Origin of the sequence: Pacificoceanicola onchidii (assembly GCF_004804335.1) — a bacterium.
Lineage (GTDB): Bacteria > Pseudomonadota > Alphaproteobacteria > Rhodobacterales > Rhodobacteraceae > Pacificoceanicola > Pacificoceanicola onchidii.
In genome coordinates this window covers 95,274-117,711 of record NZ_SRXY01000003.1, presented here as the reverse complement: position 1 = coordinate 117,711, position 22,438 = coordinate 95,274, and the positions used below count along the sequence as shown (strand labels likewise).

The window sequence follows — 22,438 nt, the reverse complement described above, 5'->3', positions numbered from 1 at the left end:
ATTGGGTTGTCGTATCGTGCCACACCAGTCTAGCGCGCCAGTGGCTGGGATAAATCGAGGGGATCTGAAGACCCATCGCCGCACCACGGCCCGTCGATAGGAGCGGCTTGTTCTTAGGCCATGAGGCCCCGGGTCAGGCCCGGGGCGCAGACGCTCTTACCCGTCCAGCTTCGTCAGATCCGCCACCTGCGAACAGGTCTCGCGAATACGCGACAGCAGGTTCAGGCGGTTGCGACGCACGATGCTGTTGTCTGAGTTGACCTGCACCGCTTCAAAGAAAGCATCAATCGGCGCGCGCAAAGCCGCCATGGCTTCCATCGCCTTGGCGAAATCCTCGCCCTCCATCGCAGGCTTGATCACCTCATCCGCAGCGTCCAACGCGGAAAACAGCGCCTTTTCAGCCTCTTCCTCGGCAAACTTCACATCCGCGCCATAGGAGTATTCCACCCCATCCGCCGCCTCGGCTTGGCTCAGAATGTTGTTCGCGCGCTTGAAGCCCTGCACGAGGTTGGTGCCGTCCTCATGGCCAACCATCGCCTGCAAGGCCTCGGCCCGTTTGACCAGAAGCGTCAGGTCATCCGCGTTCGGCATGGCCAGACAAGCGTCAATCACGTCATGACGAATGCCCTGATCGCGCAGGAAGACTTTCAGGCGGTCGTGGAAGAAGGACAGCAGATCGTCGGACAGATCACGGCTGTGCTCGGTGACCTTGGCCACCCACTCCGGCGCGTCACCTTCGATCTGGTCGACAATCGCGCGCACGGCAGAGCCGAACACCCCGTGGCGGGCGATCTCTTCGAGCAACTCGTCGCGCAGCGCCACCTGCTTTTCGTCGCCATTGGTGTCGATCTGGTGCCGCAGAAGTTGCGCGTCGATCAAACGGTCAAGATGCAGACGCAGATCATTGGTCAGCACAAGACGGATCACACCCAAAGCCGCACGGCGCAGGGCAAAGGGATCCTTGGAACCGGTCGGCTTCTCGTCAATCGCCCAGAAGCCGGTCAGCGTATCAAGCTTGTCTGCCAGAGCGACCGAAACGGATGTCGGCGCGGTCGGCACATCGTCGGAAGGACCAAGCGGCGAGTAATGCGCTTCACAAGCCGCCGCCACGTCAGCCGGAAGCCCGGCTGCCTCGGCATAATACCGCCCCATAAGCCCCTGAAGTTCCGGGAATTCATAGACCATCTCAGACGACAGATCGGCCTTGGCCACCTCGGCGGCCAGCGCCGCAGCCCCGGCCTCGGCCCCAACCATCGGCGCAATCTCACGCGACAGGGCCGCAATCCGGTCAATCCGGTCTTTCTGGCTCCCGAGCTTGTTGTGGAAGGTCACGTTGGACAGACGGTCGGTCCAGGCCGTCAGACCCGCGCCCTTCGCCACGCGCAGATCGTTCTCCCAGAAGAATTTCGCATCCGACAGGCGCGCCGCCAGAACCTTCTGGTTGCCCGCGAGGATCGTCGCGCCGTTGTCGGCGGTCTCGATATTGGCAACGGTCACGAATTTCTCGATCCGGCCGGTCTTGGGGTTCTTCACGGAAAAGAATTTCTGATGCTCTTTCATCGAGGTCTGCAGCACCTCCGGCGGCAGGCCAAGGAAGTCGTCATCAATTGTACCCATGAGCACAACCGGCCATTCCACCAGCCCTGCGACTTCCCGCAAAAGGCCAGCATCCTCAACCACTTCGAGCCCCTGAGCAAAAGCCTGCGAGGTGGCTTCCTGCCAGATCGCATCCGCCCGCTCGCCCGCGTTCAGGATCACCTTTGCGCGTTTCAACTTGGCCTCGTAGTCCTCGAAAGACGTCACCTCAAAGGCATCCGGCCCCATGAACCGGTGACCGCGCGTCGTGTTCCCGGATCTGATCCCGTCAATGTCGAGATCAACCACCTCGGCCCCGGCCTCATCCACCAGCAAACAGACAATCGAATGCAGGGGACGCACCCAGCGCAAACTGCCGCTGCCCCAGCGCATAGATTTCGGCCAGGGGAAGTTGCGGATGGTCTTTTCCAGCACTTCGGCGACAATCACCTCGGCCTTGCGACCCGGCGTTGTGACCTTCGCATAGTAAAAGCTGCCCTTTTTCTCGGTCCGCTCTTCAAGCTGATCGCGCGTGACACCGGCCCCGCGCATGAAGCCTTCCAGAGCTTTCTCCGGCGCGCCCACCTTCGGGCCGCGCCGCTCTTCGGTCAAAGTCGGGCTCTCGGCGGTCAGGCCATCGAGGGTCAGCGCCAGACGGCGCGGCGTGGAAAACGCCGCCGCCCCGGCATAGGTCAGACCCGCCTCAACGAGACCATCCGTCACCAGCTTTTTCAGATCATCACCGGCCTTGCCCTGCATGCGGGCCGGGATTTCCTCGGAAAAGAGTTCGATCAGCAGATCGGGCATGGGTCAGTTTCCTTCTCGGGGTGGGCAATCATCGCCCAGCGGCGTGCCGTCATAGGTCTTGTCGCCGCACTCATTGATTTCCTGCCAGACATAGCCGCGCCCGTCGCCGGTGATCGCGACCACGCGGTCGATGCCAAATTCGATATTGCGCTGGCTGGTGAAGACCAGCGCAGTGCCTGCCTTGATTTCATCGCCAATGGCCTCGGCGTCGAAACATTCGAACCAATCGGGCGCAAGCCGTGGCTCGCCGCCTTCATAAGGCTCAAAGGTTTCGGTCAGCATCGGCAGGCTCAGCGTGGTTGTGAAACAGGCGCGATAGCGGATCGGGGAGCTGTCCGCATCAATGGCTTCGAAGCTGTCATAAATGATCGGCTCCGACTCCCCGGTGACGAGGTTCGTGAGCAGCACATCGGTCAAGCCATTGGCCTCGACCGGCTCATAGAACTTGTAAACCTGCGCGTAGTAGACCACCGCGCCAAAGATCAAAGCACTGATCACAATGGCCCCCGCCATAAGTTTTCCGGTCATTCAGGTCGTTCCTTCATGGAAAGGCCGAACAAACGGCCGACCGACTGCGAAGCACGCCCTCCTAAAATCCCCGTTGCAAAGCCGGTGGAGTACCGCGCCCACATCAACAGAGTCTTTAAACGATCTTTTGGTCGACACAGTCATATTCATGTTCAGCACGCCGCTGTCTCGTTCGGCTTCGTGAAGCATGTCTTGAAGCCAGTCGAACATCGCCATGGGAAAGGTGAAGAAACACTCGAAATGGGTCAATGTCTCCTCAAGAGGAGAAAACTCATATTTGGCGATCTGGCAAGCGCTGCTGCACGTGATATCTGCAGTTGCGAAACCATTGGCGTCGATGCCGTCATCCAGTCCCGTCCCGGCGGGCCAGATTGCAAACGGCCCCGCCGCCTGCAGTATGGGCTTGGTTTCGCGCGGGGTGTCCTGAGCGCCCGTTTCAAAGCAGCAAAGCCCTCGCGACCATTTCTCGAACTGGAACGAGACTTCCATCACGCGGCGTGCCCCCCCGCCTCGGTCAGCACAAAGGCGTCGGCGCACATCTTGGCCAATGCGCGTACGCGGCCGATATAGGCCTGCCGTTCGGTGACAGAGATGACGCCGCGAGCGTCGAGCAGGTTGAAGATGTGGCTGGCCTTGATGCATTGATCATAGGCCGGATGCGCCATGATGATGCGCTTGCCGGTTTTCGGGTCCACATGCTCTGCGGCGATGATCGCGGCGCATTCGGCCTCCGCATTCTCGAAATCCTTGAGCAGCTTTTCCGTGTTCGCCACGTCGAAGTTGTGGCGCGAGTATTCCTCTTCGGTCTGGCGGAACACATCGCCATAGGTCAGCGCAATCGGCGCGTCCGGGTCATTGAACGGCATGTCCATGACGTGATCGACGCCCAGCACATACATCGCCAGACGTTCCAGACCATAGGTCAGCTCACCAGAGACCGGGTGGCAATCGTGCCCGCCAACCTGTTGGAAATAGGTGAATTGCGAGACTTCCATCCCGTCGCACCACACTTCCCAGCCAAGACCCCAGGCACCCAGTGTCGGGCTTTCCCAGTCATCCTCGACAAAGCGCACATCATGCAACGCCATGTCGATGCCGATCGCCTCAAGCGAGCCGAGATACAGCGCCTGCAGATCCGGCGGCGAGGGTTTGATCAGCACCTGGTACTGGTAATAGTGCTGCAGCCGGTTCGGGTTTTCGCCATAACGGCCATCGGTCGGGCGGCGCGAGGGCTGCACATAGGCCGCCGCCCATGCGTTCGAACCCAACGCCCGCAGGGTTGTGGCCGGGTGAAAGGTGCCTGCGCCCACTTCCATGTCATAGGGTTGCAACACGGCGCAGCCCTTGGTCGCCCAATAGGTCTGAAGCCGCAGGATGATCTCCTGAAAACTGCGCGGTTTGCTGGTCGTGTCGGCCATGGCGTCTATCCCGTTTCGGTGCTCGGGCCTGATTAGGGTTCCAGCCCGCGAAGATCAACCCGGATGGCGCGGGGTGCAAGCCGTACACATGTTTCCTCCATTGGCCAAGGTATGGATATTTTGACGTGCACCCTTGGGTGCATCTGTTAAACATGTTTTCAATCAAGACATGGAACAGGCGACCCAGAGGCCCAAACGGTAATGAAAAGAAATATTTTTGTGGCGCTCGCAGCAGCCAGCTTTGCCGCGAGCGCAGCTTTTGCTCAGGAAGAGACCGTCTTTATTCAGGTGGAGGCCCGCACCAGCCTCAATGGCGCACAGCAAAGCATCCGCAGCTTTTCCGAAGAGTTGCAGGATGTGAACGGCTTCTCGCTGGGCGGCGGCTGGTATGGCATTGCGCTTGGCCCCTACACGCGCACGCAGGCACAGGCCCGTTTGGGTGAGCTGTTGCGCAGCGGCGCGATCCCGCCCGATTCCTACATCGCCACCGCGCAGTCCTATGGGCAGCAGTTCTGGCCCGTGGGCGCGCAACTGGCACAGACTGCCCCGGCGCAGCCAGAAGCCGAACCCACCTCCGAGGCCCCACTGCCCGACGCGCCCGTTGTGGCACAGCTCGAACCCACGCCGGAGCCCGAACCCGAGCCTGCGGCAGAACCGGAACCAGAGCCGGAAGAGACCGTGCGCGAGGCCCGCGCCTCCGAACGCGCGCTCAGCCGCGCGGAACGTGACGAGCTTCAGATCGCCCTGCGGTGGGCGGGCTTCTACAACTCCCGCATCGACGGTGCCTTTGGCCCCGGCACCCGCCGCGCCATGGCGGCCTGGCAGGGCGCAAATGATCTGGAGACCACCGGCGTTCTGACCACCCGCCAGCGTGCGCAGCTTCTCGGCCAGTATTACGCCATTCTCGAAGGCATGGAGCTGACCCGCGTCGCCGACGCCCGCTCCGGGATCGCCATGGAATTGCCCATGGGTGTGGTCGAGTTTGACCGCTATGAGGCGCCTTTCGCCCTGTTCAAATCGAAGTCCGATCTTGGCGCGCAGGTGCTGCTGATCTCGCAGCCGGGCAACCGGCAGACCATGAACGGTCTCTACGAGATCATGCAAACGCTTGAAATCGTGCCGTTTGAAGGGGAGCGCAAGCGCGAGGCGAATGGCTTCCTGCTGACCGGCGAAAACCCCCGCATCCACAGCCACACCGAAGTCACCCTGCGCAATGGCGAGTTGAAAGGCTTCACGCTGATCTGGCCTGCGGGTGACGAAGAGCGCCGCACCCGGGTTCTGGGTCTGATGCAGGCGAGCTTTGAGCGCCTGGATGGTGTGCTCGATCCGGCAACGGTGACCGATCAGAGCCAGTCCGTTGATCTGGTTTCCGGCCTGAAGGTGCGCAAACCCAAAGGCTCCGCTTCCGGCTTCTTTGTGGACACGCGGGGCACGGTGCTGACCAGCGCTTCAACCGTCGTGGGCTGCGAGCGGGTCACGCTCGAAGGGGCTTATGACGCCGAGCTTGTGGCCTCGGACGCAGCGCTTGGCGTTGCGGTGCTGCGGCCCAAGACCAGCCTCGCGCCGCGCAAGGTGGCCCAGTTCAACGTCGATGCCCCGCGCCTGCAATCCGAGGTCGCCGTGTCGGGCTATTCCTTTGGCGGCGTGCTGGGCGCGCCTTCGCTGACCTTTGGCACGCTCGAAGACCTCTCTGGCCTTGGCGGCGAGGCAGAGCTGAAACGGCTGGCCCTCGCCACCCTGCCCGGCGACGCGGGCGGCCCTGTGTTCGATACCGGCGGCACCGTGGTGGGCATGTTGCTGCCGCGCGAAGAAAGCGGCACCCGCCGCCTGCCCGAAGAGGTCAACTTCGCCACCAAACCCAAAGCCATCCTTGATTTCCTGCGCGCGCAGGGCATCTCCCCGGTGGCGCGCGGCACCGCCAGCCCGATGGCCCCCGAAGACCTGACCGCGCTTGGCAAGGACATGACGGTGCTGGTCAGCTGCTGGTAAGCCTTTGCCAAGGGACCGAAATCACAAAGGATAGCCCGCCCGGGCTATCCTTTTTTGTTCCAACCGGGACACTATTCCAACTTGTCTGTTAACCGCTTCTGGCTATGCTGCCGGGCATGAAAAACGCCGCACCGCAGAAACCCAGTCCGGAGAACCCGCACGTCACGCTGATTTCGCCGACCTCACCCATGGCTCCGGCAACCCATGGCGGGCGGGCGAAGTGTTTGCAAAGGCTGGTCCGTCTCGACCTGCCCGTCCCGCAAACCGTCGCGCTCTCCTTTGACGCGGTGCATGGCATTGCAGCGGGCGAATTGCCGGATGTGGCGGCGGTAGTGGCCAGTTTCCGCGACAGCGCCCTGCTCTGCGTGCGCCCCTCCTCCGAAGACCCCGATTGGGGCGGCCCCGGCTCGATCCTGAACATCGGCATGAACGATGCGCGCTTTGTCGAACTGTCGGACCGCATCGGCGCGGAGGCCGCGGCCTCGCTCTACATGCGCTTTGTGCAAAGCTACGCGGTTCACGTCGCCCGGCTCGACCCGGATATGTTCGACGACATCGACGAGGCCGGCCAGGCCGGGCTGACCACGGCGCTTGCCGCCTATGAGGACGAGGCCGAAGAGCCGTTCCCGCAGGATCCCGCCGATCAGCTGCGCGAGGTTCTGCGCTCCATGGCCCGCGCCTGGGAAGGCACCACCGCGCGGCTTCTGCGCCAGGCGCGCGGCGCGCCCGCGGATGCGGGGCTTGGCCTTGTGGTTCAGGAAATGACCCTTTTGGGGCTTGGTCAGGGCGAATGCGGCTCCGGCGTGCTGCAACTGGTGGACAGCGTCACCGGCCTGCCGCAGATCACCGGGCGCTACCTCAGCCAGAGCCAGGGCCGCGAAGCGCTTGAAAACAAAGGCCACAGCCTCTTTCTCACCCGTGATCCGCGCGGGCCGTCACTCGAAGAACTGGCCCCCGAAGCCTTCTGTGACCTCAAGGCCCATGCCGAACTGATGCGGCACAAACTGCGGGCCGAGATGCAGGTCGAGTTTACGCTGGAAAACGGCGCGGTGCATATCCTGGACGGTGTCCGGGTTGAGCGCTCGCCGCGCGCGGCGGTGCGGATCGCGGTGCGCCTGGCCGAAGATGGGATCATTCCCCGGCAGGAAGCCTTGATGCGGGTTGATCCGCATTCACTGTCTGAACTGCTGCACCGGCAGGTTGCCCCCGAAGCGCCGCGTGACCGCATCGGCTCTGGCATTGCCGCCTCTCCGGGCGCGGCCACCGGGCGGATCGTCTTTTCCGCCGCCGAAGCGCAGGCCAGCGCGGCGCGCGACGAGGCCTGTATCCTCGTGCGCCGCGAAACTGCGCCGGAAGACATTCGCGGCATGCATGCCGCCGTGGCGGTGCTGACCGAACGCGGCGGCATGACCAGCCACGCGGCGGTGATCGGGCGCGGCCTTGGCCTGCCTTGTGTTGTCGGCGCGGCGCGGATGAAATTCCAGATGAAGCGCAAGGTTCTCGTGGCCGAGGATGGCCGCACCTTCCGTGCAGGCGACATCATCACCATCGACGGCACCCACGGCGAGATCCTCGCCGGATCGCCGGAGATGATCGAACCGGTCATGGATGACAGCTTCCAGACCTTCATGTCCTGGGCTGATGACGCGCGGGACATCGACGTGCGCGCCAATGCCGACACGCCGGATGATGCCACCACCGCCCGCAACTTCGCGGCGCAGGGCATCGGGCTGGTCCGCACCGAACATATGTTCTTCGAAGAAGACCGCCTCACCCCTATGCGCGAGATGATCTTTGCCGACAGCGCGCCAGACCGTGAAGCCTCGCTGGCCGTGCTTTTGCCCATGCAGCGCAAGGACTTCACCGAGCTTTTCCGCATCATGGAAGGCATGCCGGTCTGCATCCGCCTGTTTGACCCGCCCCTGCACGAGTTCCTGCCGACCAACCGCGCGGGCCTGCGCGATCTGGCAGAGGCGCTGGACCTGCCGATCAGCGATGTGACACGGCGTGTTGAGGCCATGGGCGAATATAACCCCATGCTGGGCATGCGTGGCGTGCGGCTCGGCATCACCGTGCCGGAAATCTACGACATGCAGGCGCGCGCAATCTTTGAGGCCACGCTCGACGCCTCCCGCGTGGGGGCACCGGTGGTGCCGGAGATCATGCTGCCGCTGGTCTCGGCCAAACGCGAGGTGGAAATCCTGCGCGCCCGCATTGATGCCGTGGCCGCCGCCGTGCGCGCAGAACGCGGCGCGGAGTTCACCTACCGCCTTGGTGTCATGGTCGAAACCCCGCGCGCCTGCCTGCGGGCCGACGAAATCGCGGCACACGCCCATTTCCTGTCTTTTGGCACAAATGACCTGACCCAGATGGCCTACGGACTGTCCCGCGACGACGCCGGGCGCTTCATGTCGGACTATGTGCATCAAGGGGTGTTCACCGAAGACCCGTTCCATGTGCTGGACATCGAAGGCGTGGGCGAGCTTGTGGCTGTCGGCGTGGAACGTGGCCGGCAAGCGCGCAGCAACGTCACCCTGTCGATCTGCGGCGAACATGGCGGCAACCCGGAATCGATCCAGTTCTGCCGCGCCCTTGGCATGAGCTATGTCAGTTGCTCGCCCTTCCGCGTGCCCGTGGCCCGGCTCGCGGCAGCACAGCTCGCCATCCGGGACCGGCTGGGCGAAAACCTCTGAGGCCGCGAAAATTTTGCCGGGACAAAATTTTTGGGTCGGGGCGTTGCCCCGTCGCAGCGAAGCTGCGACTCCCCAGGATATTTCACGCACAAAGAAGGCCCGACGTCAGGCGAGCTGGGTGGTAACCTGCGCGATGAAGTCGTCGCCGCGTTTTTCGAAGTTGTCGTATTGATCGAATGAGGCTGCGGCCGGAGCCAGCAGGACCACGTCGCCGGGCTGCGCCTCTGAGACGGTCGCTGCGACAGCGTCCTGCATCGTGGTGCAGATCTGCGCCTCTACGCCCGGCAAGCCCAGTGAAAACCGCTCCGCTTCTCGCCCGATAACATAGGCTTTGGTCACGTTGGAAAGCCCCGGGGCGAGCGCCTCCAGCCCACCTTCCTTCATCAGCCCGCCGCAGATCCAACGGATGTTGCGGAAGGCCTCCAGTGCTTTCAGGGCACTGTCCACGTTCGTCGCCTTGCTGTCGTTGACAAAGCGCACGCCGTTCGCTTCGGCGATGGTTTGGCTGCGGTGCGGCAGGCCTTTGAAGCTGTGCAGGCCTTTCTCGATCTCGCGCGGCCCCAGACCCAGTGCGCGGCAGGCGGCATAGGCCGCACAGGCGTTCTGATGGTTGTGCGCGCCCGGCAGTCCGCCGATCTCGCGCAGGTCAATCGACGCCACCTGCCGCCCTTTGCGCCATTCGGAGAGAAAGCCCTTCCTGGCAAAGACCTGCCAGCCCGGTCCACTCAGTTTGCTGGCCGCCGAGACACGGATCACCCGGTCATCTCCCGGCCCTTCGCTGAGCTGGTTGGCGAGGTATTGCCCTTCGACCTCATCAACGCCAATCACCGCCCGATCCGGCCCCCCTTCAGCGAAAAGCCGGCGTTTGGCGGCGAAATACCCGCCGAGACCAGAGTGGCGATCCAGATGGTCGGGACTGAGGTTGGTGAACACGGCAACGTCCGGTGTCAAAGCGCGCGCCAGGTCGGTCTGATAGCTGGACAGCTCCAACACCACGACGCTGCCGTCTTCCAACGGATCAATGTCCAGAACGCCACGCCCGATGTTCCCGGCCAACTGGCTGTCCCGCCCCGCAGCGTGCAGCAGATGGTGGATCAGCGCCGATGTCGTTGATTTGCCGTTGGAGCCGGTCACAGCAATGATCTTGGGCGTGCGGTCGAACATCTCCCACCCTCGCCCCATGGAGCGGAAAAACAGGCCGATGTCATTGTCCACGGGCACGCCCGCTTCCAATGCTGCCGCAATCACCGGGTTGGGCGCGGGGTAAAGATGCGGAATGCCGGGTGAGACGATCAGTGCGGCAATGCCCTCAAACGCCCCGGCCCGCGTCAACTCCCTCGCCTCGAACCCTTCGACTTCGGCCCGCGCCCGCGCCGCCGGATTGTCATCCCAGACCAACGCCTCCGCCCCACCTTCGCGCAACGCCCGCGCCGCGGACAGACCAGACCGGCCAAGGCCCAACACCGCCACTTTGTGGCCCTCAAATCCGACAACTGGAATCATGTCACCCCCGCAGACCGTCAGAGCGCCCGGCCTTGTGCTTCTTCTCTGTCAAAATATCCAAAGCCCGACCCACCACAAGCGGTTCTGTGCATGAGACGCGCACGATCCGCCACGCGCGCCCACCCGAGGCACAGCGCCAAAGGCGATGGGCCGAGAACACTGCGCGCCGCAAGGCGCTCCCTCAGCGAACTTTCAGCGTGGCAAGACCCACGATGGCGAGGATCAGCGAGATGATCCAGAAGCGGATCACGATCTGCGGCTCTGCCCAGCCCTTCTTCTCATAGTGATGGTGGATCGGGGCCATCAGGAACACGCGCTTGCCCGTGCGTTTGAAGTAAAGCACCTGGATGATCACCGAAAGCGCTTCGACCACAAAGAGCCCGCCGACAATCGCCAGAACCAATTCGTGCTTTGTCGCCACAGCAATCGCGCCCAAGGCGCCGCCCAAAGCCAGCGACCCGGTGTCCCCCATGAACACCGCAGCCGGCGGCGCGTTGTACCACAGGAAGCCCAGGCCCCCGCCGACAACGCCCGCGGCAAACACAAGGATCTCCCCGGTGCCCGGCACGTAGTGCACATCGAGATATTCGGTGAAATCGACGCGCCCCACCGCATAGGCGATCACGCCCAGCGTGGAGGTCGCGATCATCACAGGCATGATGGCCAGCCCGTCGAGACCGTCGGTCAGGTTCACCGCGTTGGCAGAGCCGACAATCACGATCACCGCAAAGGGCACAAACAGGAAGCCAAGATTGATCAGCGTGTCCTTGAAGATCGGCAGGGCCAGTTGATTGGAAAGCTCTTCGGGGTGGAACTGCGCTGCCCAGAACCCGGCAATCGCTGCGATCAGAAGGCCAAGCGCCAGGCGTACCCGGCCCGAGACCCCGGCGGTGTTCTGCTTGGACACCTTAGCAAAATCATCCGCAAAGCCGATGGCCGCATAGGCCACGGTCACAAACAGAACCATCCAGACAAAAGGATTATCAAGCCGCGCCCAGAGCAATGTCGACGTGGTCAGCGCCCCGATGATCAACAGCCCCCCCATGGTCGGGGTGCCTGCCTTGACGAAGTGGCCCTCGGGACCATCATCGCGGATCGGCTGGCCCTTGCCTTGTTTGCGGCGCAGCACGTTGATCAGCGGCAGGCCAAAGAGGAACCCAAAGATCAGCGCGGTCAGAAACGCCCCGCCCGCGCGGAAGGTGATGTAGCGGAACAGGTTGAACACATCCCCGCCGTCGCTCAATTCCGTCAGCCAATACAGCATACAGCCTTCCTCACTCTTCCTGATCCGCGGGGCCTTGGCCCATTTTGCGGATCGCGTCAACCACGCGGGCCAGCCCCATGGACAGCGATCCTTTCACCAAAACCACGTCACCCGCGTCCAGCGCGTGGCCCAGCCGGTCGACCATATCGGCCGCGTTGTCTTCCCAGCGCCCGCGCTTGTCCTCGGGCAGCGCCTCCCACAGGTGGCGCATCAGCGGCCCGACACAATGCACCCGGTCGATCCGCGCCATGGCAGGCAGATCGGCTATCCCGGCGTGCAACGCGGCTTCGGTCAGGCCCAGTTCCTTCATGTCGCCAAGGATGGCAATCCGCCGCCCCTGCCCGACACGGCCCACTTCGTTCACCGGCTCTGCCGCCGCCAGCACCTCCAAAGACGCGCCAAGCGACGCCGGGTTGGCATTGTAAGCGTCATCAATCAGCTCCAGAGCCGCGCCCCTCTGCGCCGGGTCCAGAACCACACGCTCGCGCGCGCCGCGTCCCGCACCGGGATTCCACTGCGCCAGCGCCATGACCGCCTCGGCCCTGTCCAGCCCAAGCGCATCCGTCACCGCCAGAACACCCATGGCGTTCATCGCAAAATGCCGCCCCGGCACCATGACCTTGTAGAGCACCTCATCCGCGCCGATCTGGCCATGGGCCACGGTGACTGTATCGCGCAGCGTGACCTCTTCGACATGGTGCGTGTTTCCGCTTTTCTCACCAAATTCAAACACCTGCGCCGCATGAGCCTGCCCCGCGTCGCGCAAGATACCCGAAACCGGCAGATCACCGTTCAGCACCGCCGTGCCCTCCGGCTCCAGCCCGTCAAAGATCGCCGCCTTCTCGCGTGCGATCCCTTCAAGGCTCTCAAAAGCTTCCAGATGCGCAGGCGCGACGATGGTGATCATCGCCACATGCGGACGGGCAAAACCCGCCAGCGGAGAAATCTCTCCGGGATGGTTCATGCCGATCTCGATCACGGCAAAATCCATGTCCTGCGGCATCCGCGCCAGCGTCAGCGGCACACCCCAATGGTTGTTGTAGCTCTTCTCGGCGGCGTGGACCGTGCCCATCGCGCCCAGAACCGTGCGCAACATTTCCTTGGTCGAGGTCTTGCCGACCGAACCGGTCACCGCCACAACCCGTCCCTCAAACCGCGCGCGCGACGCTTTGCCAAGGTCTTCCAAAGCGGTCTGCACATCGTCGACGAGAAGCAAAGGCGCATCTTCAGCCACGCCTTCAGGAATGCGGCTGACCAAGGCCGCGCCAGCGCCCTTTTCCAAAGCCTGCGCCACAAAGTCATGCCCATCACGCGCCGCTTTCAGCGCCACAAACAGATCACCGGGCGCAATCGTGCGCGTGTCAATCGACACGCCATCCACCGAAAACGGCACAAGCGCCCGCCCGCCGGTCGCCTCAGCGGCCGCCTCGGAAGTCCAGAGTGTCATGACAGCCTCCCATCCAGTGCCGCCACCGCGACACTTGATTGTTCAACATCGTCAAAGGGATAGACCGTATCCCCGACCGTCTGCCCGCTCTCATGGCCCTTGCCCAGAACCAGCAGGGCGTCACCCGGCTCAAGCGCGTCCACGCCGCGCAGGATCGCCTCGGCCCGATCGCCAAACTCCAGCGCATCCGGCGCGCCCGCCTTGACCGCCGCGCGGATCAGGCGCGGGTCCTCGCTGCGCGGATTGTCATCCGTCACGATCACCAAATCCGCATGCTCCGCCGCCGCCTTGCCCATCAAAGGCCGCTTCGACGTGTCCCGGTCCCCGCCCGCGCCGACGATGGCCACCAGCTTGCCCATTACATGCGGCCGCAGCGCCTGAATCGCGGTCGCCACCGCATCGGGCGTATGAGCGTAGTCAACAAATACCGCCGCGCCATTGTCGCGCGTTGCGGCAAGCTCCATCCGGCCTCGCACCGTGCCAAGCCGTGGCAGCACGTCAAACACATCGGACGGATCCGCCCCGCAGGCAATCACCAGACCGGCAGCCAAAAGCACGTTTTCCGCCTGGAACCCGCCAATCAGATTGAGCCGCGCCTGACGGACCATCCCGTTGAAAGACAAACGGATTTCCTGCCCCGTGGAATCAAAGCGCTGCCCTTCAAGGCACAGGTCCGCCGCCTCGCGCCCCACGGTGATGATGTCTTGCCCCCGCGCCTTGGCGATGGCGAGCATGTCCACGCCGCGCGGGTCGTCAATGTTGATGACCGCCGTGCCGTCCTCCGGCAGAACCCGCGCAAACAGGCCTGCCTTGGCATCGAAATAGGCCTCGAAACTGGCGTGATAATCCAGATGATCCTGCGTGAAATTGGTGAAGCCAGCCGCCTTGAGTTGCACCCCGTCCAGCCGCCGCTGCTCGAGCCCGTGTGATGAGGCCTCCATCGCCGCATATTCAATCCCGGCGCCTTGCGCGCCTGCCAGCATGCGGTGCAGCGTGATCGGCTCCGGCGTCGTATGTGCCAATGGCGCTTCCCAGTCGCCCTCCACCCCGGTTGTCCCGAGGTTGACCGCAGGAAGGCCCAAAGCCTGCCAGATCATCCGCGTGAAGGTCGACACCGAGGTTTTGCCATTGGTGCCCGTGACCGCCGTCATCACATCCGGCTGCCCGCCGAACCACAGCGCCGCCGTGAAGGCCAGCGCCTGTCTCGGATCCGCAGCCACGACCAGCGCCGCATCGGACCCGGCCAAGGCCGCCTCGGCCATCTCGGCTCCGTCCTTGTCGGTCAGAACAGCCGCCGCGCCCTGCTCCAGAGCCATGGGAATGAACTTTGCGCCATGCACCTGCGTGCCGGGCATCGCGGCAAAAAGCGTGCCGGCCTCTACTGCCCGGCTGTCCACGGAAATCCCGGTGATCTGCGCTTCGCGGCCTGCGCGCGCGGTCAGCCCCAACTCCGCCAGAGACTTGGCCTTGGTCCCCATATCTGCCCCCTGCTTCACTCTGCGCTCTCCTAGGGTCCGGATGCATGGAATGCACCCTCTCAGTTCGTCAGAATTTGTGTCTGACAAGGAACGGGGTCGCAGGAATAGTGATCTATTTCAAGGCCCGGTGACGCAGTAAGGCGCAAATTCCGCCGAACCCGAAAGGGCGCCAAAAAATGCACGATCTCAGAGGCGTACTTCCCTTGCCATGACGCGAAGTCGTGACTTCGGAAAGTAAACATCTGATCTCGAGCATTTTTTGGCGCTGAGAGAGTGCATTCCATGCTTCCGGACCCTATGCCAAAGCTTGCCGGGTTGCCATATGGGGCCGCTCAGTTGGACGTCTGGTAAACGCGCTCAACCTGCATCCGCGCAACATCCGGGCGCAGCCCCAGAAGCGGCGCAACGCGGCCAATCATCTCCGCCGCAACAGGCACCGCCGTCCAACCGGCGGTCCGGCGCGGTTTCTTGCCGGAGTTTTCGCTCGGCTCGTCCAGCGTCACGATCAACACGTAACGCGGATCGTGCGCCGGGAAGAGGCTGGCAAAGGTGGTGATGGTCTTGTCTTTGTAATAGCCGCCGCCGCGTTCCTTGGGCTTGTCCGCCGTGCCGGTCTTGCCGCCGACAAAATAGCCCGGAACCTCGCCGAAGCTCGCGGTGCCCTCGGTCACAACCTTGCGCAGCATGGTCCGCGCCGCCGCCGCAGAGCGCTCGGACATGATCCGCGCGCCGTTTTGCGCACCGCTGGTTTTCAGAAGCGTCGGCTTGACGTAAACACCGCCGTTGGCAATCGCCGCATAACCCGCCGCGAGGTGCAAAGGCGAAGCCGACAGCCCGTGGCCATAAGAGATCGTCACGGCGCTGAGATCCGTCCAGCGTTTTGGCAAAAGCGGCTGGCCGCCCTTGGCTTCTACAATCTCAAGCGGAGTAGGATCAAAGAACCCCAGCCCTTTCAGGAACTCTTTCTGCCGCGCGGGTCCAATGGCAAGCGCCATTTTCCCGGTGCCCCGGTTGGAGCTTTTGACGATGATCTCCTCGACAGAAATCTCGCCGTAATTGTGGTTCTCGAACTCGCCGATCTTGTGCCCACCGACCTTGAAGGGCGGGCGCGTGTCGATGATCGTGCTGGCGTTGAACAGGCCGAGATCAAGCGCCTGCGCGGCGGCGAAAATCTTGAAAGTGGAGCCAAGCTCATAAACCCCCTGCACGGCACGGTTGAACAGCGGACTGTCGGAGGCATCGCCTTCGGTCAGGGGGCGCGGGCGTTTGTTCGGGTCGAAATCAGGCAGAGACGCGATGGCGATGACCTCGCCGGTGCGCACATCCATCAGCACCGAGGCCGCGCCTTTGGCGTTCATCAGCTTCATGCCGACGTCGAGCACCTCTTCGGTGACCGACTGCACTGTCAGGTCCAGGGAAAGCTGCACCGGCGCACCTTCGCGGGCCGGGTCACGCAATTCGTCATCCAGAAATTTTTCGATCCCGGCGGTGCCGACAACCTCTGCCGCGTGCACGCCTTCGCGGCCAAAGCTGGTCCCGCCTAACACATGCGCCATCAGCGCGCCATTGGGATAAAGCCGCATCTCGCGCGGACCAAAAAGCAAGCCCGGCTCGCCGATGTCGTGCACCTGCTGCATTTGCTCGGGGCTGATTTTCTTCTTCACCCAAAGGAACTTGCGCTTTCCTCCGGTGAAATCCTTGACCAGCCTCTCCTGATCGAGATCGGGAAAGATGCGCACCAGTTCCTGTGCCGCGCGCTCTGGTTCGATCATCTGGTGCGGGTGCGCATAGAGGCTGTGGGTCGACATATTCGTCGCCAGAACGCGGCCATGGCGATCGGTGATATCGGCGCGGCTGTTGATGATTGACGCGCCCGTGGCATAACTGCGCGGCTCACGCGGCTCGCTCGCCGCCAATGTGCCCATACGCGCGCCAATCACCGCAAAGGCGCAGAAGAACGTCAGCCCCAGAACAAGCAGCCGTCCTTCGGCGCGCACCCGGCTGGAGTCGCGTATCTGCTCGTGGCGGATGCGCAGGTTCTCGCGCTCGATGGCGTCCGGATTTTCACCCTTTTCGCGTGCATCGAGGATACGGGCAAGCGGGCGAAGCGGTGTGCGGATCATTGGTCTGCCCCCGCGCTGGTCACGTCAATCGGTTGGGTGATGTCGATCTGCTCCGGCATCGGGAAGGCCACTTGATCGACCCGCCCAAACTGGTCCGGACGCAGCGGCAGAAGGCCAAGCCGGTCAAAGTTCAGGTTCGCCAGATCACGCAAGCGATCCGGTCGGTTCAGATAGGCCCATTCCGCGCGCAAAATCGCCAGACGCTCTCGCGCCGCACCAATCTCGCGGCGCAACTCTTGCGTGCGGTCAAGCTCGGCCTGCGTCGCGTAGTTCTCACGGTAAGCCCAGAAACCGGAGCCGATCACGGCCAGCGCGGTCAGAAGAAACAGCAAGGTGCGCATGGGTCATGTTCTCCTGTTGTGGTCCGGGGTCGCGATGGCGTCGGCGTCCAAATCCATGGCGGGAACCTGCGTGCGCCGCCCCACCCGCAGTTTCGCAGAGCGGGCACGCGGATTGTCCGCCAGCTCTACCGCATCCGGCCCCACGGCCTTGCGGGTGATCACGTCAAACGGCGCGGTGGCCTCGTGCACCTCGTCGGAATAGCGGTTCTTGTGCCGCTTCGCCTCGCCATGGGCCTGGAAAAAGCGTTTGACCATACGGTCTTCGACGGAATGGAAAGTCACAACCGCCAGCAAACCGCCCGGCTTCAGTACCCGTTCCGCCGCCAGCAAACCCTGCCAAAGCGCCTGATATTCTTCGTTCACTGCAATGCGCAGCGCCTGAAAACTGCGGGTCGCCGCATGTGCCTGCCCCGGCTTGGTCCGGCCCAGCGCGCCTTCGATCAGTTCCGCCAGCTCCAGCGTCGTCTCAAACGGCTTTGCCTCGCGCGCCCGCACGATGCGGCCTGCGAGTTTGCGGGACTGCCGCTCTTCGCCGTAGTGATAGAGAATGTCGGCGATCTCCGCTTCGGGCAAATCGTTCACCAGATCCGCCGCCGAGCGTCCCGCCTGCGCCATGCGCATATCCAGCGGACCGTCCTTCATGAAGGAAAAGCCGCGTTCCGCCTGATCAAGCTGCATGGACGAGACGCCCAGATCGAGCACCACGCCGTCCACGACCTCCGCCACCTGATCCATTTCGGAGAAGTTGCCCTCAACGAGCGTCATCCGCTCTGCATAAGGTCCGATCCAGTCCAGAGCCAGGTCATGCGCCAGCGGATCGCGGTCGATCCCGATGACGTGCTCTGCCCCGGCTTCCAGAAGCCCGCGCGTATAGCCGCCAGCCCCCAATGTCCCGTCAATCCACGTGCCAGAGACCGGCGCCACAGCTTCAAGAAGCGGGCGCAGCAGGACGGGAATATGCGGCGCGCCCTCACTGGCCATCACAGCACCTCGTCTTCCTCGTCAAGAAGCTGGGCGAGATCAAAGTCTTCCGGCAAGTCTTCCAGCAGCGCCTCCGCATTGGCGCGATTTTCTTCTTCAAACGCCGCAGGCTGCCAGATCTGGAAGGTGTCCAGGTTCGAGGCAAAATACGCCTCCCCCGAAATCCCGGCCTTCTTGCGCAGCGCGGCGGACAGAACGATGCGCCCCGTCTCATCAACCGAAGTTGTCACACTCTGCGTGGAATAGATGTATTCGAGCAGCTTACGTTTCTTGGAACCGCGCGGCATGGCGGCGATGCGATCTTCGACCGCCTCCATTTCCTCAACGGTAAAGCATTCGAGATAGGGCTTTTTCGGGTCGCCATAGACGATGACAAAGTTCGGGTTCAGACCCTCGGTCCAGTCCGGATCACCGGCCTGAAGCACACGGCGAAACGGGGCCGGGATGCTGACCCTGCCCTTTGTGTCCACCTTGTTGGTGAACTCGCCTCTGAACCTCAGCCTGCGGCTCACTCCGCCTGCCCCTCTTTATCCGCCCCCTTGAAACGAAAGACGGCGGGTTGATCTGCTGCCACTGACCAACCCGCCGCTGACCCGCGATGCGGGTATCTCCGACTGCGCGCGCCACCTGGGGGGATGTCTGCTCGCCCGCGCGCCGGATCCTTGTGTTCAGAATGAAAAGCGGTGCCTGTATGATACCTGCTCTTATTTTTGTTTTTGAACTTGGTGCGGGGTCTTGTGCCCCTTACCGCTCTTCATCCTGTGCATATAGGGATGCCATGGGAATTCATGGTAATCAACTGTTTTTTGCGGGAATTGGGCACATCATCTTGTCCACAGGGGGTGTATAAAACTACATATAGCGTCCGAAAATCGGCAAAAACCGGCCGATTTGGTGCTTGTTCACAAAAGTTCTCACCACATGTAGTTTCCGCAACGTCAGAAAATCTTGCCCAAATTTTTCCCACGAAATCCCGGGAATTCTTGCCGCTGCTGCGGAAATCCCACCGATGGACCACGAAACACCCGGTATTGCGGCCAATTTCGCCGCGGATTCCCCGAGTTTTCCACCCTTGCGATTCGAAAACCGACCCGTTTCCCACTCTTCGCCCATAAATTCCCATGGCGCATCCCATGGCATCCCATGACAGGCCAGCGCCCCCCTCTCCTGTTGCAGGAATGCAGCCATTATTGACGCAGCTAAGCACTCCCCCGTTGTGCGCGCGCTGAAGGCACCGTATTGGGGACTCGCTTTGGTCCGGGTTCGCCCGGTTAAAAGGGAACGCGGTGCAAACCCGCGACTGCCCCCGCAACTGTAAGCGGAGAGCGATGTCGGCACAGCCACTGGGGCAACCACCCCGGGAAGGCCCGACCTTCGCCTCGACCCGCAAGTCAGGAGACCTGCCAAGGTGATCACCCATTCGGGACGCGGGGCGCGTTCGCGAATTCGGTTCTCCGGCGTGGTGGCATTCTTTCATCGTTCTGGAGGACCAAGCGGTTCTTCGGGAAACATCTGCGTTGTCGTCCTGCCTGCAAATCGGCGGGGCACATGAACAAGGACACAAAGCCATGATCCGCTACAGGCTCTCCGCCTCGGTTCTCGCCCTCGTCGCCTCCTCCGGTTTTGCACAAGCCGAAGCTTTCGATCTGGGTACCCTCACTCTTTATTCCAGCCAGGTTCCCCTGACGCTCAGCGAGAGCAGCAGCACCGTGACTGTCGTCGAAAAAGAAGACCTCGACGAAGCCCCCACAACCTCCGTTGCCGACTACCTGTCAACCGTGCCGGGCGTGTCCGTGGCCACCAACGGCGGCGTTGGCGGGCAAAGCACCCTGCGCCTGCGCGGCCTGTCGGGCAAATACGTGCCGGTGCTGATCAACGGCATCGACGTGACGGACCCCTCTTCCACACAGACCAGCTTCAACTGGGGCGGCCTGACCCTGGGCGGTGTCAACCGTATCGAGGTTCTTAAAGGCACGCAGTCGGCGGTCTACGGCTCCGAAGCGGTCGGCGGCGTGATCAACATCACCACGCTCGATCCCGAAGCGGCCCCCGGCACCTCGGGAAGCTGGGGCTTTGAGCTGGGTGGCAACGCCACCAAGTCCGGCCAGTTCGCCATCGCCCACAACGGCGAGCGCGCGGGCCTCGCCTTTACCGCCAATCACCTCGAAACCTCCGGCATTTCCGCCAACGCGGCAGGCACCGAAGAAGACGGCTTCTCCGGCACCCAGCTGACGCTCGAAGGTTATTATGACCTGACGGACACGGTGCGTCTGGGCGCAAGCCTGCTGTACTCCCGCAACACCGGCGAGTTTGACCCCTTCGGCGGCGACGGCTTTGCCCCTTATGATCAGGTCTACACCAGCGAAGTGCACGCAGCGCGTCTCTATGCAGAGTTCGAAACCGGCGCGGTGCAGAACACCCTGTCCTATTCGACCTTCACCAATGACCGCACCTCGACCTCCACAGGCCGCACCGATCCTTTCCAGGGCACGCGCGAGAAGGTCGACTACAAAGGCGTCTGGGACATCAATGATGATGTGACCCTCTCCTTCGGCGCGGACTGGACCCGCGAAGGCTTCAAGACCACCGAACAGGAATTCCTGTTTGACGCGATGTTCAACTTCCTCGGGATCAACCTGCTCAACACCTCCGAAGAGATCGAAACCCTGGGTGTCTTCAGCGAAGTGCTGTGGCAGCCCAATGACGCGCTGTCGCTGTCCGGCTCGCTGCGTCATGACGACCACTCCGAGTTCGGCAGCTTCAACTCCTGGCGTCTCGGCCTGGCCTATGACTTCGGCAACGACACCGTGCTGCGCGCCTCTGCCGCCAACGGCTTCCGCGCCCCGTCGCTCTACGAGCTGCACTCGCAGCTTTACGGCAATGCCACGCTGGAGCCGGAAACCAGCCGCACCTTCGAGCTGGGCATCGAAAAGGGCTTTGCCAACGGGTTTGTCAGCGCCACGCTGTTCTACACCGAGATCGAAGACCTCATCGGTTTCGTCGGGGCGGGCTACACCCAGATCAGCGGCACTTCCAAAAGCCAGGGCATCGAACTGGCCGGGGAATATGACGTGTCCGATCGTCTGACGGTCTACGGCAACTACGCCTATACCGACAGCGAGGACGCCAACGGCAACCCGCTGCCGCGCACGCCCAAGCATGATGTCACCCTTGGTCTGACCGCCGACATAACCGATGCGCTCAGCATGGGCCTGACGGTGCAGCACCTCGCGGATCGCCCGCAGGACGGTTTCCCGGCACGCGACATGGACGATTACACGCTGGTCAACGCCTCCGTGTCTTATGACATCGCACCGCAGACCGAAATGTACCTGCGGGTCGAGAACCTCACCGACGAAGACTACCAATCCGTTGCCGATTACAACACGCTCGGCCGGACCTTCTTCTTCGGCGTCCGTGGCTCGTTCTAAGATCATACCTCTGGCTGCGGCGATGTTCGTCGCCGTGGCCTCCTTTGTCCGGGCGGAGACGCCCGTGCGCGTGGTTTCGGTCAACGTCTGTACCGACCAGCTGCTGCAACTGCTTGCACAGCCCGCGCAAATCGCCTCTCTGTCGCCCCTCGCCCGTGATCCGCGCAGCTCCAAGCTCGCGCAGGAGGCCGGGGCCTATCCGCAAAACGACGGCAAGGCGGAAAGCATCGCGCTGCAGGAGCCCGATCTCATCGTGACCGGGCTCTACACCGCCAAGGCCACCACCGAAATGCTGCGCAGCCTCGGCCACCGGGTCGAGATCTTCCCGCCCGCCTATTCGCTGGACGAGGCGCGCGACGCCATCGCCCGCATGGGCGGCCTGCTTGGCCCCGAAGCACAATCCCGCGCCGATAGCCTGCTGGCCGCTTTCGACAGCCGCCTTGAAGCGCTCAAGGCCACGCCCGGACCGCGCCCCCGCGTCGCCTTCTACTACGCGCTTGGCAATACGGCAGGCTCCAAGTCCCTGGCCGGGGACATGATGGCCGCCGCAGGTCTGACCAACATCGCCATCGAGCTGAACCGCCCCTACGGCGGCGCGCTGCCGCTGGAACAGCTGATCCTCACCGATCCGGACCTGATCCTGACCGGCCAGCCCTATGACGCGCCCGCCCGCGCGACGGACCTGCTGGACCATCCCGTCCTGAAAGCCACCGGCACCCTGCGCGAGATCAAAAGCGGCGCGTCCTGGCTCTGCGGCACGCCCTTTGTCCTTGATGCGGTCGAGGAACTTGTCACGCTCCGTCTCGACTGGAGCGCCCGCCAATGACCCGCGCCGCGCCCTCGTGTCCGCCGGCCGGGAC

17 protein-coding genes and 1 riboswitch are annotated in these 22,438 nt (G+C 63.0%); of the genes, 4 read left to right on the top strand and 13 right to left on the bottom strand.

Annotated elements, in window-relative coordinates; genetic code table 11:
- Positions 1–156: 156 nt before the first annotated feature.
- The 4 genes from glyS to E4662_RS08745 are packed head-to-tail and all read right to left on the bottom strand — an operon-like array spanning position 157 to position 4,328.
- Positions 157–2,382: a glycine--tRNA ligase subunit beta gene (glyS, locus tag E4662_RS08760; RefSeq protein ID WP_136441167.1), complete on the bottom strand. Its 2,226-nt coding sequence runs from the start codon at positions 2,380–2,382 to the stop codon at positions 157–159.
- 3 nt (positions 2,383–2,385) lie between these two features.
- Positions 2,386–2,910 (bottom strand): DUF6446 family protein, encoded by a 525-nt coding sequence (locus E4662_RS08755; protein ID WP_136441166.1) that lies wholly within the window; start codon positions 2,908–2,910, stop codon positions 2,386–2,388.
- Entirely contained in the window at positions 2,911–3,402 is a 492-nt protein-coding gene (locus E4662_RS08750) for a hypothetical protein (RefSeq protein ID WP_136441165.1), read from the bottom strand. It abuts the gene before it with no gap.
- Positions 3,399–4,328, bottom strand: a complete 930-nt coding sequence (locus E4662_RS08745) for a glycine--tRNA ligase subunit alpha (protein ID WP_136441164.1) — start codon at positions 4,326–4,328, stop codon at positions 3,399–3,401. Before E4662_RS08745 ends, E4662_RS08750 begins: the two co-directional genes overlap by 4 nt.
- 201 nt (positions 4,329–4,529) lie before the next feature.
- Here E4662_RS08745 and E4662_RS08740 point away from each other — a divergent pair, with 201 nt between their 5' ends.
- A complete protein-coding gene (locus E4662_RS08740; RefSeq protein ID WP_136441163.1) occupies positions 4,530–6,317 on the top strand; it encodes a serine protease in 1,788 nt (595 codons plus the stop codon).
- A gap of 116 nt (positions 6,318–6,433) precedes the next feature.
- Positions 6,434–9,010 (top strand): putative PEP-binding protein, encoded by a 2,577-nt coding sequence (locus E4662_RS08735; protein ID WP_136441162.1) that lies wholly within the window; start codon positions 6,434–6,436, stop codon positions 9,008–9,010.
- A 105-nt stretch (positions 9,011–9,115) separates the two neighbouring features.
- Here the strand turns inward: E4662_RS08735 and murD are convergent, their stop codons facing one another.
- The 9 genes from murD to E4662_RS08690 form a co-directional block, all read right to left on the bottom strand.
- Positions 9,116–10,513 (bottom strand): UDP-N-acetylmuramoyl-L-alanine--D-glutamate ligase, encoded by a 1,398-nt coding sequence (gene murD / locus E4662_RS08730; RefSeq protein ID WP_136441161.1) that lies wholly within the window; start codon positions 10,511–10,513, stop codon positions 9,116–9,118.
- A 181-nt stretch (positions 10,514–10,694) separates the two neighbouring features.
- Positions 10,695–11,777 (bottom strand): phospho-N-acetylmuramoyl-pentapeptide-transferase, encoded by a 1,083-nt coding sequence (gene mraY / locus E4662_RS08725; RefSeq protein ID WP_136441160.1) that lies wholly within the window; start codon positions 11,775–11,777, stop codon positions 10,695–10,697.
- Positions 11,778–11,787: 10 nt separating this feature from the next.
- Positions 11,788–13,224 carry a UDP-N-acetylmuramoyl-tripeptide--D-alanyl-D-alanine ligase gene (locus E4662_RS08720; protein ID WP_136441159.1) on the bottom strand — a complete coding sequence of 479 codons (1,437 nt, stop codon included), beginning with the start codon at positions 13,222–13,224 and terminating at the stop codon, positions 11,788–11,790.
- Complete coding sequence (locus E4662_RS08715) at positions 13,221–14,702, bottom strand: UDP-N-acetylmuramoyl-L-alanyl-D-glutamate--2,6-diaminopimelate ligase (protein ID WP_136441651.1); 1,482 nt, start codon at positions 14,700–14,702, stop codon at positions 13,221–13,223. Before E4662_RS08715 ends, E4662_RS08720 begins: the two co-directional genes overlap by 4 nt.
- A gap of 332 nt (positions 14,703–15,034) precedes the next feature.
- Positions 15,035–16,825: a peptidoglycan D,D-transpeptidase FtsI family protein gene (locus tag E4662_RS08710; RefSeq protein ID WP_136441158.1), complete on the bottom strand. Its 1,791-nt coding sequence runs from the start codon at positions 16,823–16,825 to the stop codon at positions 15,035–15,037.
- On the bottom strand, positions 16,822–17,166 hold the full coding sequence (gene ftsL / locus E4662_RS08705; protein ID WP_136441157.1) for a cell division protein FtsL: 345 nt from the start codon (positions 17,164–17,166) through the stop codon (positions 16,822–16,824). Before ftsL ends, E4662_RS08710 begins: the two co-directional genes overlap by 4 nt.
- 3 nt (positions 17,167–17,169) lie before the next feature.
- Complete coding sequence (gene rsmH, locus E4662_RS08700; RefSeq protein WP_136441156.1) at positions 17,170–18,147, bottom strand: 16S rRNA (cytosine(1402)-N(4))-methyltransferase RsmH; 978 nt, start codon at positions 18,145–18,147, stop codon at positions 17,170–17,172.
- Complete coding sequence (gene mraZ / locus E4662_RS08695) at positions 18,147–18,659, bottom strand: division/cell wall cluster transcriptional repressor MraZ (protein WP_136441155.1); 513 nt, start codon at positions 18,657–18,659, stop codon at positions 18,147–18,149. The genes rsmH and mraZ overlap by 1 nt, the downstream gene beginning before the upstream one ends.
- Before the next feature lie 340 nt (positions 18,660–18,999).
- Positions 19,000–19,335 carry a hypothetical protein gene (locus E4662_RS08690; RefSeq protein ID WP_136441154.1) on the bottom strand — a complete coding sequence of 112 codons (336 nt, stop codon included), beginning with the start codon at positions 19,333–19,335 and terminating at the stop codon, positions 19,000–19,002.
- Between the two features lie 48 nt (positions 19,336–19,383).
- A riboswitch (cobalamin riboswitch) is annotated at positions 19,384–19,569 on the top strand.
- A 146-nt stretch (positions 19,570–19,715) separates the two neighbouring features.
- On the opposite strand from E4662_RS08690, the gene E4662_RS08685 reads away from it, so the two are divergent.
- Positions 19,716–21,578, top strand: a complete 1,863-nt coding sequence (locus E4662_RS08685; RefSeq protein ID WP_136441153.1) for a TonB-dependent receptor plug domain-containing protein — start codon at positions 19,716–19,718, stop codon at positions 21,576–21,578.
- Positions 21,579–21,600: 22 nt separating this feature from the next.
- On the top strand, positions 21,601–22,404 hold the full coding sequence (locus E4662_RS08680; RefSeq protein ID WP_136441650.1) for an ABC transporter substrate-binding protein: 804 nt from the start codon (positions 21,601–21,603) through the stop codon (positions 22,402–22,404).
- Positions 22,405–22,438: the final 34 nt, after the last annotated feature.